The organism is Streptococcus sp. HMSC072D07 (assembly GCF_001814835.1).
Lineage (GTDB): Bacteria > Bacillota > Bacilli > Lactobacillales > Streptococcaceae > Streptococcus.
In genome coordinates this window covers 1-17,243 of sequence record NZ_KV818039.1, presented here as the reverse complement: position 1 = coordinate 17,243, position 17,243 = coordinate 1, and the positions used below count along the sequence as shown (strand labels likewise).

General features: G+C 34.5%; 22 protein-coding genes. 11 read left to right on the top strand and 11 right to left on the bottom strand.

Annotation, left to right across the window (positions count from 1 at the left end; genetic code table 11):
* Positions 1-355 precede the first annotated feature (355 nt).
* The 8 genes from HMPREF2991_RS03230 (at position 356) to HMPREF2991_RS03200 (ending at position 8,921) form a co-directional block, all read left to right on the top strand.
* On the top strand, positions 356-1,366 hold the full coding sequence (locus HMPREF2991_RS03230; protein WP_070683533.1) for a tyrosine-type recombinase/integrase: 1,011 nt from the start codon (positions 356-358) through the stop codon (positions 1,364-1,366).
* Positions 1,347-2,240, top strand: coding sequence for a DNA/RNA non-specific endonuclease (locus tag HMPREF2991_RS03225; protein WP_070683531.1), 894 nt, complete (start codon positions 1,347-1,349; stop codon positions 2,238-2,240). Before HMPREF2991_RS03230 ends, HMPREF2991_RS03225 begins: the two co-directional genes overlap by 20 nt.
* A 389-nt stretch (positions 2,241-2,629) precedes the next feature.
* Complete coding sequence (locus HMPREF2991_RS03220; protein ID WP_070683529.1) at positions 2,630-3,451, top strand: ParA family protein; 822 nt, start codon at positions 2,630-2,632, stop codon at positions 3,449-3,451.
* Positions 3,452-3,546: 95 nt separating this feature from the next.
* Positions 3,547-3,858, top strand: a complete 312-nt coding sequence (locus HMPREF2991_RS03215; RefSeq protein WP_070683527.1) for a hypothetical protein — start codon at positions 3,547-3,549, stop codon at positions 3,856-3,858.
* 123 nt (positions 3,859-3,981) lie between these two features.
* Positions 3,982-4,116, top strand: coding sequence for a hypothetical protein (locus HMPREF2991_RS11145; protein ID WP_257371856.1), 135 nt, complete (start codon positions 3,982-3,984; stop codon positions 4,114-4,116).
* 117 nt (positions 4,117-4,233) lie between these two features.
* Positions 4,234-5,499: a hypothetical protein gene (locus HMPREF2991_RS03210; RefSeq protein ID WP_070683525.1), complete on the top strand. Its 1,266-nt coding sequence runs from the start codon at positions 4,234-4,236 to the stop codon at positions 5,497-5,499.
* A 51-nt stretch (positions 5,500-5,550) separates the two neighbouring features.
* Positions 5,551-6,006: a hypothetical protein gene (locus HMPREF2991_RS03205; RefSeq protein WP_070683523.1), complete on the top strand. Its 456-nt coding sequence runs from the start codon at positions 5,551-5,553 to the stop codon at positions 6,004-6,006.
* A gap of 17 nt (positions 6,007-6,023) precedes the next feature.
* Positions 6,024-8,921: a TraM recognition domain-containing protein gene (locus HMPREF2991_RS03200; RefSeq protein WP_142350312.1), complete on the top strand. Its 2,898-nt coding sequence runs from the start codon at positions 6,024-6,026 to the stop codon at positions 8,919-8,921.
* 31 nt (positions 8,922-8,952) lie between these two features.
* On the opposite strand, the gene HMPREF2991_RS03195 is transcribed toward HMPREF2991_RS03200, so the two are convergent.
* The gene (locus tag HMPREF2991_RS03195) at positions 8,953-9,219 is read right to left on the bottom strand and encodes a hypothetical protein (RefSeq protein WP_070683519.1); all 267 of its coding nucleotides are present in this window, start codon (positions 9,217-9,219) and stop codon (positions 8,953-8,955) included.
* A 423-nt stretch (positions 9,220-9,642) separates the two neighbouring features.
* Between HMPREF2991_RS03195 and HMPREF2991_RS03190 the strand changes: the two genes are divergently transcribed.
* The 3 genes from HMPREF2991_RS03190 (at position 9,643) to HMPREF2991_RS03180 (ending at position 11,915) form a co-directional block, all read left to right on the top strand.
* A complete protein-coding gene (locus HMPREF2991_RS03190; protein ID WP_070683517.1) occupies positions 9,643-10,917 on the top strand; it encodes a hypothetical protein in 1,275 nt (424 codons plus the stop codon).
* Positions 10,918-10,999: 82 nt separating this feature from the next.
* Positions 11,000-11,545 (top strand): hypothetical protein, encoded by a 546-nt coding sequence (locus HMPREF2991_RS03185; RefSeq protein WP_257371855.1) that lies wholly within the window; start codon positions 11,000-11,002, stop codon positions 11,543-11,545.
* 22 nt (positions 11,546-11,567) lie between these two features.
* A complete protein-coding gene (locus HMPREF2991_RS03180) occupies positions 11,568-11,915 on the top strand; it encodes a hypothetical protein (RefSeq protein ID WP_070683515.1) in 348 nt (115 codons plus the stop codon).
* Positions 11,916-11,958: 43 nt separating this feature from the next.
* Here the strand turns inward: HMPREF2991_RS03180 and HMPREF2991_RS03175 are convergent, their stop codons facing one another.
* The 10 genes from HMPREF2991_RS03175 to HMPREF2991_RS03130 all read right to left on the bottom strand — a co-directional run bounded on the left by HMPREF2991_RS03175 (position 11,959) and on the right by HMPREF2991_RS03130 (position 17,060).
* Entirely contained in the window at positions 11,959-12,540 is a 582-nt protein-coding gene (locus tag HMPREF2991_RS03175; RefSeq protein WP_070683512.1) for a hypothetical protein, read from the bottom strand.
* Positions 12,541-12,550: 10 nt separating this feature from the next.
* Positions 12,551-12,742, bottom strand: coding sequence for a helix-turn-helix domain-containing protein (locus HMPREF2991_RS03170; protein ID WP_070683510.1), 192 nt, complete (start codon positions 12,740-12,742; stop codon positions 12,551-12,553).
* A gap of 10 nt (positions 12,743-12,752) precedes the next feature.
* Positions 12,753-13,088, bottom strand: coding sequence for an HNH endonuclease (locus HMPREF2991_RS03165; protein WP_070683508.1), 336 nt, complete (start codon positions 13,086-13,088; stop codon positions 12,753-12,755).
* A 238-nt stretch (positions 13,089-13,326) separates the two neighbouring features.
* Positions 13,327-13,713 (bottom strand): DUF1642 domain-containing protein, encoded by a 387-nt coding sequence (locus tag HMPREF2991_RS03155; RefSeq protein ID WP_070683503.1) that lies wholly within the window; start codon positions 13,711-13,713, stop codon positions 13,327-13,329.
* Positions 13,713-14,159, bottom strand: coding sequence for a DUF1642 domain-containing protein (locus HMPREF2991_RS03150; protein ID WP_070683501.1), 447 nt, complete (start codon positions 14,157-14,159; stop codon positions 13,713-13,715). Before HMPREF2991_RS03150 ends, HMPREF2991_RS03155 begins: the two co-directional genes overlap by 1 nt.
* Before the next feature lie 14 nt (positions 14,160-14,173).
* The gene (locus tag HMPREF2991_RS11000; RefSeq protein ID WP_180364425.1) at positions 14,174-14,314 is read right to left on the bottom strand and encodes a hypothetical protein; all 141 of its coding nucleotides are present in this window, start codon (positions 14,312-14,314) and stop codon (positions 14,174-14,176) included.
* Between the two features lie 26 nt (positions 14,315-14,340).
* Positions 14,341-14,739 (bottom strand): hypothetical protein, encoded by a 399-nt coding sequence (locus HMPREF2991_RS03145; protein ID WP_070683499.1) that lies wholly within the window; start codon positions 14,737-14,739, stop codon positions 14,341-14,343.
* A gap of 19 nt (positions 14,740-14,758) precedes the next feature.
* Positions 14,759-15,436, bottom strand: a complete 678-nt coding sequence (locus HMPREF2991_RS03140) for a DNA methyltransferase (protein WP_070683497.1) — start codon at positions 15,434-15,436, stop codon at positions 14,759-14,761.
* A gap of 9 nt (positions 15,437-15,445) precedes the next feature.
* Complete coding sequence (locus HMPREF2991_RS03135) at positions 15,446-16,597, bottom strand: DNA cytosine methyltransferase (RefSeq protein ID WP_070683537.1); 1,152 nt, start codon at positions 16,595-16,597, stop codon at positions 15,446-15,448.
* 7 nt (positions 16,598-16,604) lie between these two features.
* A complete protein-coding gene (locus HMPREF2991_RS03130; protein ID WP_070683495.1) occupies positions 16,605-17,060 on the bottom strand; it encodes a hypothetical protein in 456 nt (151 codons plus the stop codon).
* Positions 17,061-17,243 lie beyond the last annotated feature (183 nt).

Below are 17,243 nucleotides of genomic sequence, written 5' to 3'. Positions count from 1 at the left end.
CGCACTTTTTCCTCATGTATTATAAATTATATCCACTTATTCATGCCTCTAAAACCCTTATATACCAAGGGTTTTGCTAGTTCTTTAGAAAGATAAACTAAATCACGCACTTTTTCCTCATATATCACGCATAAAACACTCAAATGTTACGCACTTTTTCCTCATGTATAGCTAAAAAAAAGCTTATCTATCGTGCTTTTACAAGTTCTCAAAGTATTATAAAGTAATATAAAGTATTATAAAATAGGTTTATAAATATCTACTTTAGAAAAAGAGACTTATTCTATCATACTTTGATTTAATCGTATTTTTCTGTTATTCTAGTAGTATATAAAAAAGAAATTGAAAAGAATTTATGAATAGATTAGAACAGAATTATCAAGAACTAGAGAGTATGCTTTCGCCAGCAGTCCAATTATATTTAGACTACTTTTTTACCACAAATAAAAGAAATACCTCTAGCTACTACAAGTTAGTGGAGTTAAAAAAGTTTTTAGAATTCTATACAAGTAGAAAATTAAAAAAATCAATTAGTGAACTAACTATGGAGGATATAGAGCATACACCACTTGAATTAGTGAATGATTATATATCTTCACTTAGACTTAAACCAAATGGAAAAAAACAGGTAGTTAAAATTTTGAGTGCTTTCTGGCACTACTACACTGTTGCATCCTTTTCACTTGAAAAACAAGCCCCACACTTCTACCGTAATGTGATGCATGAGTGGGATGTTGTTTATGGTGTATCTTCTCTTGCTTCAGATAGAAAAATTGAATCAAGTGATAATTATATAGATAGTTATGATTTACAAGGAATGTTAGATTTTCTTGAAATGATTGATAAGTCACTTGTTACTTACTTTCCAACTCAAACAACTGCGGATAATTGGGAAAGAAATAAAGAGAGGGATCTAGCAATCATCGCTTTACTTGTTGGAACTGGAGTTGACATTGAGCAGCTTACACAAGTCACTTATAGGGATATTGACTTACGCAAAAAGGTGATAGTAATAAATACACGTAAAGGGGAACGAATTAAAAAGCCTATTTTAAGTGAGTTCATTCCTTACATTGCTCCATATCTTAAAACAAGAAAAAAATGGTTTACTGCTGATGCAACTGTTGGCTCTTTATTTTTAAACTTCAAAAAAAAGCCACTATCTGCCCAAGGTATAGCCTCAGTGATCCATAGAATTTCTACTGTGGCCATGAAACCTTTATCAGCTATTATACTAAAACAGACACATTCAGTTATTCTTTTTGAAAAAAATAAAGATTTATCAGACTTAACAGCAACAGAATCTCGTCGATTGACAAAAGTTGTAAAAGAAAGTGAGAAAACGAATGAGCAAAAACAAAAATAGAGGTTGTGGAGGTTATCTCCTAAATGTTCTAGCTGGCTTAATCATTATTTCAGTAGGATTTTTTCTAGCCGATAGGATTGGGGTAAATCCTATTAACCTTCTAAATCAAGGTATTTCATTTGTTAAAGGCTCCGGTGCTATTGAAGATTTTAATAGCCAAGCTGATAAAATAAAGGAGAAATTCGGGGATGCAGTAGCCAATCAGAAAGAAACAGAGGATTCACAGAATGCTTCTTCAACAACTACTGCTACTTATACTCCTCTTGCTTTTAAAGGTTCAAAACAGCTTGAATTAGGAGAGTATGACAGCCTTGGACGTGCAACCTACTCACATATCCAATTAAACATTAAAGACGCTCCAAAAGAGGAACGAGAAGATAAAATCACCTACAATCCTGTTGGTTGGCATAACTACAAATTTCCAGCTACTATTAACGGGAAAAAAACAGAAAACTGGCTCATGAATAGAGGACACCTAGTCGGTTATCTATTTTCCGGATTGAACTCAGAAGGTAAGAACCTTGTTCCTATAACACGTTATCTTAACGCTGGGACAATGGATGATAAGAAAGTTGATCGCAGCAACTACTACTCTATGATATTCTACGAAATGAACCTAAAAGAGTGGTTACGCGATAACTCAGATAAATACCTTGACTATTATGTAGTTCCAATCTACCAAGACAATGACCTACTACCTAACAAGATTGCTATGTACTGGACCGCTTTCGATAAGAACGGGAACCAGGAAACAGTCGAATTGAAAAATCAAGGGCAAACAAGGACAGAAGGCAATATCTCGTATGTAATACTGGATAACACTTCTCCTAATGCAACAATCAACTATACAGACGGAACTGCTGAAGCTAAATAGCAAATCTATAAGATGAATGTTTTAAGCATTCGTCTTTTTTTATCCATTAAGTAAATAATTTCTATCTATTTCCTATTTATTATATAAATAAACTACATCTATTTAATAGATACATAATAAATAGAACTTCTCCTAATGCAACAATCAACTATGCAGACAGAACTGCTGAAGCTAAATAGCAAATCTATAAGATGAATATTTAACTTTAACACGTTTGCTTTTTTATCCATTAGTCAAATACTATTTATCTACTTATTATTCATTTTGTATATATCTTTTATTTATTAAATAGATATAAAGTGGATAATTTTAATCCATTATTTTTTGACAATTAAAAATACTTCTGATATAATGTAGATAAAACAAACATAAATAGGAGAATTACAAATATGAAGATTATATGTTTTAATGTTGAGGCTGGAGGAGTTGGCAAAACTGCAATATGTGTCAATACTGCTACCTTGTTAGCGAGCAAAGGGTATCGTGTTCTTGTTTTTGGGACAGATAGAAGCATGAATCTTACAAATCGTATGGTTGGTTATTATGCACGTAAGAATGGTTTAGATGCAGATGAGTTGCTTGCTAACATTAAACCAGAGAATACGGTCGAAATGCTTTTTCAACGTTTACCTTTTTCACCTATCAAGATCACTGACAACATTGATTTAATTGCTGAAACAAAAACACTATATAACTTATCTGATGTAAAAAGTTTCTCTTTGTTACATTGGTGGTGGGATGTGGAAAAGTATCTCACAGAAGAGTATGATTATATCTTAATTGACACACACAACGACCAATCAGAGTTCACTAAAGCAGTTTATGCAATTTCTGATATCGTTACTGCAATTATAGATAAGACCGAAAAGACATACAAAAATAAGGTTGCTGAAATTAAAGCATTGCTAAATGTAGTGAAAAATGAAAATAGAAGTCGAACAGAAACATTTGTGAATGCTAGAGTAGTTGTACTTGCGAATATGATTGACAATAGTATGTTAGGAAAACAAATGCGAAACATGATGAATAAATTAGTTCGCGAACATCCAGATGATTTTGTTGGTTGCATTGAGTACCGGGAGAGTTTTCCTAAGTCAGATGCCTTGTATATGCCTCTTTGGGAATATCGAAAATATGATAAAGGTGACTGGAAGTTAGATAAGTTCTACCGTGACACTGAACACCTTTTGTTAAAATTAGCCAGTATGTAGAAGAATAAAGTAAATCATTTTTATTTAGTAAATAAATAAATGATAAATAAAAAATAAATACTTAATAAATAAAAATTACAATTAAGGAGAATATTATGCCAGCTAAGCGTCCATCAGATTTTGAAACTAAACCTATGATCCAAGATAAATCCCCTTTTGAAAAACGTAAGGAGGTTATTGAGAAAAATTTGTTATCAGACACAACTGACCAAATCGGAGTGGTAACATATCTAGAAAAAGAAAAGAAACACATTCCTTCATTACACTTGAAGCCAGATGAACAAATGTATGATGATATGATGGCTATTATGGAGTTGTTAGGTATGAAAAACAATAAAACCATGACTATTAGAATGGCTCTATCAAACTATCGACAACAATTAGAAAGAGAAAGAAACAGTCGTTAGTATCTGTAAACTAAATATATTTTATCCATTTTTTAAATAAATTATATTTACATAAAAAATAGAAACTATCTATTTAGTAAATATTGGCTATTTATTCTAAAATCAATGAATAGGAGACAAACTATGGCTTTTGTAGTACCAAGTGTAGCGTTACTATTTACACTTATCGGAATCTATCAAAAAAAGATTAAATTTGGCGCATTGGGAGTAGTTCTTTTTCTCTTTGTGATCGCCTTTGCTTTTGAAATTATTTTTTAAAAAAACATTCCCAAAAGATAAAATGCTTTTGGGATTTTTTCTATCATAGCTTGCAATTTAGGGCTAATAGAGGTTAAAATATATGGTATAGATTAAAATAAAAACTTAGGAGATATTATGCTACCATTAAAAGTCATTCAACAGACGCATCCTAGTGCGATATATGCAGAAGATGAAGGAAGAAAAAACCGCGATATTGTTATTGCTGATAAAATAAAGAGCGATACATTTTGGTTTGACTTCAATCTAAAAGATGAACTGAAATTAGAATTTATTCCCAAAGATATTGTTGCAGAGGTTAATGACCTAGCTAGACCATCAGCAAGCGATACACGTTCTGAGGCTTTTAATAGAATTCTTGCTAAAGAAAGAGTATTTCCTGGCTTTGTTGAGAGTGTAATAGAATCAATGCCTTGTCCTCATGAAACCGATAAGTCTAAAATTGTTTTTATAGACTATCTTGTTGTTACACCTCTAAACCCTATTTATTCTGAATTGAAAGTTTATGTGCCATCTACTAAGGCAGGGATGCTTAGATTACCACGTACTAACTTAAAAGAAATGGTTGGACGTTACGTAAGTTGTAAAATTGAAAATTTAAGACTTTGTAAATTGCCAAATTTTTATGAAACTAAAAAGGTATGGAACAACTTTTATGCTGAAGGCAGCATAGACCTTGCCGAAACCCTAGTATGTGGCGATATTAAAGCAACAATAGCAGAAGCAAGAAAAGGTAAAGAATCTCCAAGCGTTGTTAATAGAAGTGTACTAGAGCAGTTGAAGAATGAAAAAGCTGAGTGGCTTTCGCGTTCTTACAATGGCATCATCGCTCAAACAAGCAATCGTGGAATTTATGTTATATGCACAGAAAAAGAATTAAACTACTTTACGGTATTTATCCCAAGAGGGAAAATTAGCTATGTGTATGAGTCAGTTATACCAAGTATTGCTTTAAAATTTAAAATTGGAGAGCAGATCAGTTTTAAGATTTTAGATAACCAAATCTATCGAGCAGGTAAAGGGCTAGAAAATCAAATCATTGCTGATGCTAAGTGTTTAGAAACAAGACCACGTGACCGAGTGATCCAACTTATAGCTGACGAAAAATTAGTTGGTACAACTCACAAGGCTTACGTTGTTGCTTATGACGTTACCAGAGGTCATAAAATTGAATTAGAGGATCTAGCAGGTGCAATAGTTAAACTTGAAACTAAGGCCCCAATAACCCCTGATTTTGTAGTCAAACAGACACCTATCTTTGTTAAGGTTGAGCGAGCAAGAAGAACAGCAAGTCCAGCTGATGATTTGAGATATTCGGTTTATTGTTCTTATATCTCAGATGCAGGAACAAAGGAAAAGGCCGTAAGTGCATTTGAGTTCTAATTAAGCTAGAAACGGAACAAACAATGTTTCGTTTTTTTTGAAAGGAGTATCATGGTACACACTATTTTTTCATGGATAATATTATTTTTACAAATCGCACCCTGGATAATAGTAGCAGGAGGTTTAATTATATGGTTTATCAATCGTCAGACAACTAATATTAAATGGAAGTATCTATCGTCACTTTGGGTTTTAATTGCCTTAATTTTTATTTACTTGTTTAGATTTATCCCTTTACTAGTAATGTCTTATCTTGAAACAATGAAACTCAATTCTGGTGATACATCTGAGACATTTAAGACTATACTTACAGTCATTCAATTTCTGATTGTTGCAGTAGTCTGGAAATTTGCTCAAATTCAATCAACCATTTTCTATTATCAGCAGATTATAACTGAGAATGAAAAGCACAGTAGTGGACTACAAAGGCGATTTTTCCTTTTGGGAGGTATCGGAATAACTATCCTTACGATAGGAATTATTGAAATGATTAAATTTATCTTGTAGAGGGGAGAGTAAGTAAGTTGAAATTTATTTTAAAAAGACTTCCATTCTGGTTAAATGGAAAAGCTACCTATGACTATGTGATCGTTACTTTAAGAATATTGCTTTTATTCTTCTTTGGAGCAAGTAGTGGATTAGCAGTTTTCTCTTTGTTCACCCTTATATTTGGATATACCATATCAGATGGCTCTTATTTAGCTTTATTTTACGCTCTGTTGGCTTTCTCAAGCATCCAGCTATATTTGGGATTATGGCATACTAGAATAACTAGTAGGCAGGTCTATGAGCCTTTTAAGCGGCCTAACAAAGTAAAACGAGTCCAGCGAGTAAGTCTGATGAAAAAAGGATTGATATTTTCTTTTGGAGGGGCAATCATAGCTCAACTGGCTCTAATTATTTTGACAATTAGTAACTATGTTTTAAAGTCTTTATCATTGACCTATAAATCAGCAAATCTATTTAGTTCTCATACAGAGACTTTCTTAGGTTATAAAAACCAAGAGAGTTTATTGGCTTCACCAATACCGTTTTTATCACCTGAACTATACAATGCAATCTTAGTGATTTTACCAATTTTTATCTTAATTATTTTGTACGTCAATTCTTACATTTTCGACATTAGAAAGTATCACAAGTTGGTTGAACAATGGATAAACAGACGTTTTTATAAAGATGAATGTATCGAGCATCTAGTATTTGATACAGAGGCTAAAGGGACATTCTCTTTGACTATTGGGATCAACTCAGAAACACAGTCACCAGTCATTATGGAGCCAAACACTCTAGCATTGAATACCGCATTTTTTGGATTGATTGGTACAGGTAAATCATCATCACTTGCCAAGCCTATTGTTATATCAGTATCAAAAAACTTTGCTATTTATCTACGTGAGTTTGGTATGTACGTTAAGGGAGTACAAAGAAAAGTAAAACGACTCCCTCTTTCTGACAAATCGAAGAAAATCAAAGAGAAAGAAATGATAGAAGAGTGGTTTTCTAAGGGATTGGGGAAAGACCTTGTAAGTGGTTTTTATCTAAACGAACCAACAGCAGACTTAGTAAAAGATAGTCGCTTCATTTTAGAAAAAGTAGGAATACCTAAAAAGGCTATCTGGGACATTGACCCGTTAAATCCTTACACGGATGCAATCAATATATTTGACACAGAATTGGAAACAGCAGCAGCATTAGCATCAGACCTCTTCAGAGATTTTTCGGAGGGGAATAACAGTAGTGGTAATAGCTTTTTCCTTAATAGAGAGGAAGCGCACACGAAGAGTCTTGTAACACTTCTGATAGCCTCGTCTAAAGTACCAGATCTAGATATCAACAAGCACCTTAACGGAGGTGCACCGACCTTTTCAGAATTTAATCAATTACTAACTGATAACAACTTTATATTCTCGCGTGTCAATATCCTACGAATAATTTATCAGAAAGAATTAAGAGATTATAACGCTTGGAAAAGCGACTATGAGATTAAATATAATGAGGCTTTTGAAAAGTGGATAAACTCTGGGGGAGAGAAGGAACTTTTCCGAGGAAACCAACCTCTCGAATTATGGAATGAGGGGCGTGAGTTAGAGGATAAGTTTTCAGAGATTAGCAATCTAAAAAGTGCTATTGATTATTTTACCAAAGCATACTATATCGATTCTAGAACAAATAAGCCAGCCTTTGACTTTGATGCAGATATTAAAGGTCTTGTTTCAGTAATTAGTAGATTAGCTTTGGATAAACGTGTTAGACGTGTTTTCTTTTCTCAATCAACTAAGAGCATCGACGTATTATTGAAATATGGAGGAGTTCTATTAGTCAATTCTGCAGCTGCTGAGTTGGGAGAAAACAACAGTAAAATGGTTGCCCAAGTTGCTGAAATTATCATGCAAAGTTCTGCTTTTAGACGGCTACCCAACAAGTATTCTTTATTCCCATTTATCGAGGACGAAAAGAACTCATTCCTAATGTCAAGGGATAGTGGATTTATTGATAAAAACCGTAAAGTTAGAACACCAGTCATTCACTTTTATCAGAACTACGAGCAAGCAGTTGCGACCGTAGGAGCAGAGAAAGCAAACGCACTTTTCCAATCTTATCGTAACGCATTTATGTTCCAACAGCAAAGCCCAGAAACCATAAAATACCTAAACAATCGAGCAGGTAAAAAATGGTCATTGACTTCTAGCTTCCGTGGAGCAGAGGGACGATTTTTAGCTTCCAATGATGATAATAAAGAGCAGTTGACTGAAACACTCGAAGAGGTTGACCAGATCACAGAAGCTGATGTTAGCAAGCTAGAAGAAATGGAATTTTTGGGTATCATGGTAGTTGAAAATGAGGTGAGTGAACCTATGAAAGTTACCTCAATGCCAAGCTTTAAAATGCCTATTTTCACAGATGAAGATTACCAACCAGACTTTGATATTTCTAATAAAAAAGACAAGGAAACATTTGATATCTGGCAAAAATGTGTTGATGATTTTTATATCGAAAATATTAAAAGAACATCATACAGTCAAGATGATTTCACAGATGATGAGTGGAATAAACTATTAGAAATTAAAAATCCAATCAATGACTCAATTCCATTATTTGAGGATACTGATACTGATAATTTTAACCAAAATGATGCTAAAGCTGATTATAGAAATAAAGAGGCTAAAAACGACATTAACAAAGGTTTAATTATTGATAGTAAAAAAGAGACCCTAGATGGCGAAGAAGAACAAGAAGCGCCTATTGAAGAAGTCAAAGAAAATAATGATAAATCTCAAAAAGAAGTAGTGGAAGAAACACAAAAAGAGGTTACTTATATAACTGATACTATTCAAGAAATTGACAGTGCAATTCCGCCAGAACCATCTAGTATTATTGCTCAAAATCTTCAAACTTCTGATGACAAAGAAGATATCTTTTAATAAAAAAAGCTAGTGACTAAACACTAGCTTTTTATTGTTCATTCTGATTTTGTTTTTGGGAGTTTTGTTGTTTTAGTGACTGTTTTTTATCTTGAACAATCCTGGTAATATCTTTTAGAATGTCTTCAACAGTGAGGTCTTTATTGTCTAAACTAACAAGCGAAACATAGGCCTTCCCAATCTTTAGTATGATATTCTCTTCATGCTTTTTTCGCTCCTTTCTGATTTTATCCATCTGTTCTTGTAGCTTTTGAAGGTCACTATCAAATGCTCCCAGAGTTTTAGTTTTAGCTGCCATGATTTTTCTCCTTTCTTTATGACAAATTAATTTTATCATAGTTTTAAAAAAAAGAGAAGTTATGATATAATTTTATAAATAATTGGCTAATAATTCAAAGAAACATAAGGAAGTTATATTTTTTACCTAAACCCTTGATATATCTGGCTTTAACATGGATGGAAAGTGCCACGGTAATGCCAAATATTCAAGAAAGAAAGATAGTCTAGTCATTTATAGTCACCTAAACCCTTGATATATCTGGCTCCAGCTTGGTTGGAAAATGCTACGGTAATGCTATTTTTTATTTAAGAAAGATAGAAATAGCAAATAAGCCACCTAAACCCTTGATACATATAGCTTCAGCATGAATGGAAATAAAGGGGACTTTATAGGGTTTTTAGGGTTGTTTCTATCAAATAAATTGATGAAAGGATACATTTTATGGTTAAGAGCCTTTGTATTAGTGATAGCAGGGAAGGAATAATAGAGCATATTCCTAAAGGAGCAATAGCTTATTATTTACCCAATCCTCGTGGAAGAAAGAAAGTGTTTTTTACTAAAGAGACACTCTTGCTAATGTATCATTTAATTCGTCTAAAGTATTTTTCAAGAGAAATGATTTTAGATCAGTATTTTATCTTAACGGGTAAGGAGCTATACAATGATGCGTTATATTCTCTAATTGGTAATAGCAGGATGCCTATCTGCCAATTTAGTTCTAACTACAATATTGGTAGAACCAAATTTATGTACGTTCCAAAGGTGTTTGCTTCGTGGTTACTTTCAGTCATTCCTCAAATTCCAGAACTTGCTGAACTGACAGAGGTTACTGAGTACGATGGTTCACATTATAGCCTTATTACTAATCGAATGAATGGTGGAACTTATGGGATAAAGAAAATCAATCTACACGATGCGAATACACGTTCTCTAGCACTTAAAATCGGTAGAGCCTTAATTGAAAATAAGGTAGGTGTTTCACCTAGTGAGTTGAATATTACTTATTTCTTTCCAACCAATCGTGAACTGATTTCAGTTGTACCAGATGCAGTAATATTCGTCCAAGGTGAAAGGTACTATATAGAGTACGATAGAAACACTGAGCAGCACTTTAAATTGCTAGGAAAGATCATTGGTTATTTTGAGGAAAGTTACTACAAAGGGGATACAATCTTCTTTGTCTTTGATAACATATCAGAACCAAAAGATAACTATCTTAATGCGCGTGTTATGAATTTCATCTCTAATGTTCATAACGTCAAGTTTAAAGATAGTGGACTGACTTACTATGAGCAGGCACAGCAAAATAAAGTTAGCCTTTATGCACTACCATATGTCAATGCTATATCTCAAATAGCAGAGGTTATTCATCTTGAATTGGACCATGATAGCACAAAAGAAGATATTGAACTTGTTGACCGTTTTAAAAACGAGCACCTTGTTCCTTATGAAGTATTATCTGCAGACCTAGTTGATGAACCTGATAGTCCTTTTGATTTGACTTTAACCTACATAGATGATTTCTTTGATAAAAAAGAAATGCCCCTTTTAAAATTGAACTATGGTGACATCAGCAACCCGGACTATTTTGAAAATCTTTACAAAGAATATAAAGACGTTTATCCTCAATGTGGCATTATTTTTTCTGCTTCAATCAGCAAACAATACTATCCAATCCCTCATGATGATTTCTTTCTTGCGATCTATATTCGATAAAAATCTATTGTAAGCCACCATTCGTTGCTTTTTATAAAGTTATCGTTTAAAATGTAATTAAAGAATAGCAGGAAAGAGAGAAATGATTATGGTATATGTTCATAGATTTTTAGGTCAGTGGCTAGATAAAAACCAATCATCTAGCAAGCATGAAATTTTACGGAAGGCCCTATCTTTAGGAAGTGGGATTGACGAATACCTGAAGCAACTAGAAGTCCGTAAAAGATTTACATTAGCAGTAGAGCAAGGCAGTTATTTCTATACTGTTCCAAAGGAAGTATCTATTGAAGATACACGCGCAGATAGATATTATAGATTAGAGTTAAAGGACTATGAAATTGTGGGATCACACACTGTGTTTTATGGGAATGGTACATCTATTCTAGTTAAAGCACTCTTTGAAGGAAAAGGTGAGATAGTGCGTATCTATGAATATGAAACACTTGGCCTACTCCTGGATGATTTAAAAGAAGAAGTAGCAATCACATTTAGCTGCGTTTATAAACCTTGTTATGTGTTGGCCCATGACTTTGAGGAATTTAAACCTGCGCTTGACCTTGGTACACTTTATTGCCATTATACTCACGCGCCTGGCCAGCGTAAACCAATAGCAGAAGTAGAAATTTAAGAAAGAAAAAGGAGAACCAATTATGACACATCAAGAAGCAGCAATCACAAAAAATGAAGAGCAAGAAAAAGTAAATTACTTATCTATGCGCTTCATAGATATTCTGGAACTACCGTATAAAGAAAATAAGCGAGCAATCGACATCACTTGTCCTTTAGAAGATAAGGACGTTATCGTTTCAATCACGATAAAGGAGTTGAATGAGAAGGGAGTGTTAAAACCTAGCTCAGAGGAGGTAACACTGATGACTTTTCTCGACTACTTAAATGAGTGTGATGCGCGTGAAATGGACGTAACAATTCCACGATTGAATGGAGAGGTAGTAGTAGCAACTATTAAAATCAGCGTGCAGGAAAAGACCGTCGCTTAATAAAATAGAAAAGCAGTGACTATGGATCACTGCTCTTTTTTATTTAGAGAATCGTATTCTGCTTCTCTAGTTTATTTAGTAGTTCTTGTAAGGTCATTTTTTCTGCTCTATACCCTTTTAGACTTTTGATACCTTCTTCATATTCTTTTAGAAGCTCCTGAAAAGTCTCTTCGTCGTCTATGGCATTAAACTCAAGAATATCTTTTCTAGTAGGGCGTTCAGCATCTACGTAGTCTACTACAAACTCAACCTGCCCCTCACAGAATGATTGATATTTAGCATAAACCATAAAGTCCTCACCAAGCAAAGCTATATCAGCTAGACAATCTTGGATTAGTTCGTCACTATCAAAGGAAATCTGGATCTCAGAAACATCCCACTTTTCTTTATTAGCTACCTCCTGGAAAGCATCCCAAACATCATCTAACGTTTTTCCTTCAGGTAGGACACCGTAGTATAGATAGTTCATGATTGCTTCAAACAAATTATCCTTGTTGTCAAGTCTATAAGGCTCTTCATATTCTGGATAGCTTTCAAGTGGACCATTTTTGAATCTTGCAAAGACTTCTTTCTTAACCGCGCGTGCTTTTTTCAGATTGTCGATAAACTGTTCTTTTGTCAGCATCTAGTTACCTTTACTTTCCATTCTTATCAATCCATGCCTGCACCTTAAGCAGTGTTTCAACCGTAATATTCTTAAACAAGCGTTCCTTATTCCTTAATCTCGTGATCGTGGATTTTGAAATACCAGTATCCTTTGCTAAACGATAGGCTGAGACAGTCTTATCCATTAAGACTGCCTCTACCTTAGTAGTATCTATTTTCAAATTTTATCTCCTATTCCTCAAAATAAAACTTTCCGTCGAATGGTTTGATTTTAATGATTCCATAATCTAAACCAAGTCTTGCTATGAATGGCTTGCTGATTCTTTCGTGCAAGGTAGACATCTGCTCCCTAAATTCATCTAAAAGAAGAGTAGATTTGTAAAAATTACATTGATAGCATGCTGGCATATAGTTTTCAAAACTATCTTCTCCACCTCGATAGTGGGGGTGTAGATGATCTACTCTCAAAGTTTTTAAATCCAATTCCTTGCCACAATAAGCGCAATGACCACCATACTTATCTAAGACTTTTTGTCTAGTGGCTTTAGATATGCTTTTTCGTTTCAATTTGTGACCTCCTTTTCTTTCATGAATTTTGGCATGTTGCCGTGAAATTCCTCGTATAACCAATACTTCCTACAACATTCATCATAATCATAATTTTTGTTAACTTTAAGTTTTCTTTTGAGCGTTTTCTTATATTTTTTCGGACAGTAGATAACAAATTCTTTAGTATTCTCAGAATAGTAGGCTATAAAATATCGATAAGAATATTTGTAGTGTTTTCTTTTTTGTCTGAGATTCATCACTCCACCTCCTGAACTTTCCAACCAAGAATGTCTGCAGCCTCTTGAGCTTCTTCTTTTGTGTTGAATTTCTTGACGTACTCCATTGTACCAGGTTGTTCATCTACTAGTATGACAATTTCAACATCTTCTTGATAGTTTTTGAAATACAAATGATTGCCATCTGTCACTACATACCTTGTTCCATGAATCTCGTATCCATCCAGCCATGCTCGAGCAAAGAGTTCCATGTTGTCATCTTCCCTAAACCATTCGTAAAGTTTTTTTCTTCCACTAATCGCGATTGCGTCCATTGCACCTAACAAATGATAATCTTCAAACTTTGCATGCTCAATCCAATCCGCAACAAACTGCGGGATTGTGACTTTTTTAAATGCTTGTACCACTACTTTACCTCCTGTACTGTCAAATCCAATAGATTTGCCACTTCTTGAGCTTCTTTTTTTGTGTTGAATTTCTTAACATAATCCTTTGTATCAGCTCGTCCAATCATCATAACATCATTATCTTTTTGACCGTTTTCAAAGCACACATAATTGCCATTTCCATCAGTAACAACATACTTTATTCCTTGAATGTCATAACCGTCTGACCAAGCGCGCGCAAAGACTTCTTCATGATTTGCTAGCCAATCAGCACATTCTTTGAACTTATAGCAATAATCCATTGCATGAAATAAGCTAGATCCATCTGTTTCCTTACAGTATTTAATTTTTTCAGCAATTATCTGTGGGATTATAACTTTTTCTGGCTCGTTTTGTTGATTTAAATCATCAATGAGATCAGAAATTTTATTTTCTAATTTTTCCCACATACGAAACTTCGGTATCATATGTTCATTCCCCCTTAATCTTCTTCATTCATGATTTCATTGAACTGTTCTTCATCAATAAGACCTCGTTCAATCATTGTCTGGACTGTTAGCTCGATTTTTATCAGTCTGTTTAGCTCATTGTTTGGCAATGTTGCCATAACTACATCTTTCATATTATATCCCCTTTATTCAATTTTAGTTATTTAGTTATCTTTTTAAACATTTCAAGACAGTCAAGTAAAATTTCCAAGCTGTTAAGGCTGAAGCTATGTAGTGTTTCATCGTTTATTGTTGTTGTGACATCCCTAATAAAACTTTCACGGAAACGTTCTTTTAATTCTGGAATGATTCCTACTATCCGTGTTGGAAATGGCCCATTTCTATGATAACCTTCAGGAGAATATTGTGTTTCATCTATATTTCTCATCATTTCATTTGAATTTTTGCGAGAAACAACTATCCTTCCAGTTGGGGTTATGCGAGAAACAACTCCAAACATGGAACCGTCATAACTATCACTATTTCCGATATATTCAACAAACACCTCGTCACCGACTTTTAAGTCTTTTAACCAACCTTGTCTTTTATCTTTTTCCAAGCTATCACCTTTTCCTTTTTTAAAGTAATTTTATTTGTTTTTCATAATCATTGAGTCTCTGTTGAGCAAGGTTGAAGATGCCTTTATCAAGCTCACAACCAACATACTCAAAACCTAACTCCTGACAAGCAATCAAGCTACTTGCTGAACCGACATGAGTATCAAGAATCTTATCTCCAGCTTTGGCGTAGTTTTGCAGCAACCAGAAATAAAGATTGATGGGTTTTTGAGTCGGATGGATTCTAACTTCGTTCAAGGCCTTATTTCCTTGTTGGATATGACCTTCAGAGATTGATTTACCTTGCATCATACCATTCCACATATATCGAAATAGTTTCGTGCTATCATGCAAACTGCAGTATGCTAGCTCACAATCCGAAAAACTTGACCGACCATTAACTTTATCCCAAACAATACGGCCAGAACCGAAAGAGTAGTTGTTGAAGTAGTTCACGCCCCAAATAATTTGATTTTTTGAAACTCTAAATAATTCATCAAAATAATCTTTTCCTGGAACTTCCCATTTAGTTGTTTTGCCGTACAATCTATGGACCCCTATGGGACTGATTTTGTTCCCATAAAATTTTCTTTGTTCTGGACCAGAAAAATATGGTGGATCTACAATAGCTAAATCAAAATAGTTATCAGGATATCTTTTCATGACATCCATACAATCTTCGTTAAGAAATAATTTCAAGTTATCACCTCATTCCAATTCCTTTGCGATAGCAGCAATAACACTCACAGTCACGCTGTTTCCTGCTTGCTTATATAGTTGAGAGTTGCTGTTTACTTTTTGCGCCTTGTCAAAAGCCCAATCTGGAAATCCTTGTAATCTCCAACATTCTCGAGGTGTTAGTTTGCGAATACGATAGCCATCGGTTACTCCAAAACTACCAGCTCGAACAGTGCTACCTCCACCACTTGATGTTAATGTTCCAACCTCATCTTTTGTGATTTTGTTGTAAAAGTCTATAATTTTTACCAGGTTATTTTCTTGATAACTGTTACTCGTTATAGTAGGAGCGATGTCATGTTCTCCGCCTTGATTATAACCATGACCACGCTGAATGATTTTAGGTTCTTGCCCACCACCCTGCATAGTGGATAGAGTAGGAGCTAGTCCATCTGTATCATATACTCTTGAGTTTTGGTCATGATTTCCAGGCAATTTTCCTGCGATATGGATGTTCCCGATAGTTCTTACTTTCTGCGATTTACTTTCAACAATGTACGCCCCTGCGCCTTGTGAGTTTCCATATCTAGTTGTAATGGTATTGCTGTACTGTTCTTTGATTGAATCAACTTGCTGGCCACTTTTTGAGAGAGGAAAAACTCTTCGGGTACATTCTCCTCTAAGATGTCCGACAATGAGCACGCGCTCCCGGTTTTGTGGGACTCCGAAATCCTTGCTGTTAAGGACTTGCCATTCCACATTGTACCCCAATTCATCCAAGGCTCCGAGGATGGTCTCAAATGTAGCTCCTCCGTCATGGTTGAGGAGTCCTTTGACGTTCTCAAGGAATAGATATTTAGGTCTGAGAATAGATGCGAACCGTGCAATTTCAAAAAACAAAGTTCCTCGTGTATCTTCAAAACCTCGTCTGTTTCCTGCAATGCTGAAAGCTTGGCACGGAAATCCTCCACAGATAATGTCCACACGTCCGATTCTTCGAATAGACTCATCTGATACTGCTGTGATGTCATGTAGTTCTATTTCTCCCTTCGTATCGTGTATGGCTTTATAAGACTTGCGAGCAAATTTGTCAATTTCGCAAAACCCTACACATTCATGTCCAGCGGACTCCATCCCAAGACGAAATCCACCAATTCCTGCAAATAAATCTAAAAATTTCATATGATTTTTAATTTCTTTCAACATTAGAGCCCAAAAAACAGTGGCTACAAATAGTCTCATCTTGATCCATCCACCAACAACTACCCCATTTTTCGTCAACACAAGGAGTCTCCCAAGTGCAACCACATACTTTACAAATTCCATTTTGAGATGGCTTTTCTTTCATATCCACATCAAGATACCTTCCATCATCGCTTAACGCATCATAATAAGCTATCCATAAGTCATAACCATTTAAACTCACTGAGCCTAACTCACTCATAACAATAAGTTTTTCTTTTGGAGTGCTTACCTTGCTTTCAAAGTCCTTCAACAAAATGTCTTGATGATATTCTTTGTCTTCTAACAACCATGCTTTTCCTTCAGGAGTCTGCAAATAGTTTGCTCCTGCCTGTAACATGGACTCTAAATCACAGTATTCTTGATTGTTAAAGCTATAAGATGTAATTAATTTTCCTTTCATGATTTATTACCTCTCTTTTTCTTTTTTATAAAACTATTATACCAAAATAGTTGCCATAAGGCAACTATTTGTGCCATTATTTCCCTTGTTCTTTATCTTTTTTTATACTTGCTATAAAAGTGGGGATATGATATACTAAGGGAGTAAATATTATTTTACATTTTTAGACTGAAGCTATGGTAG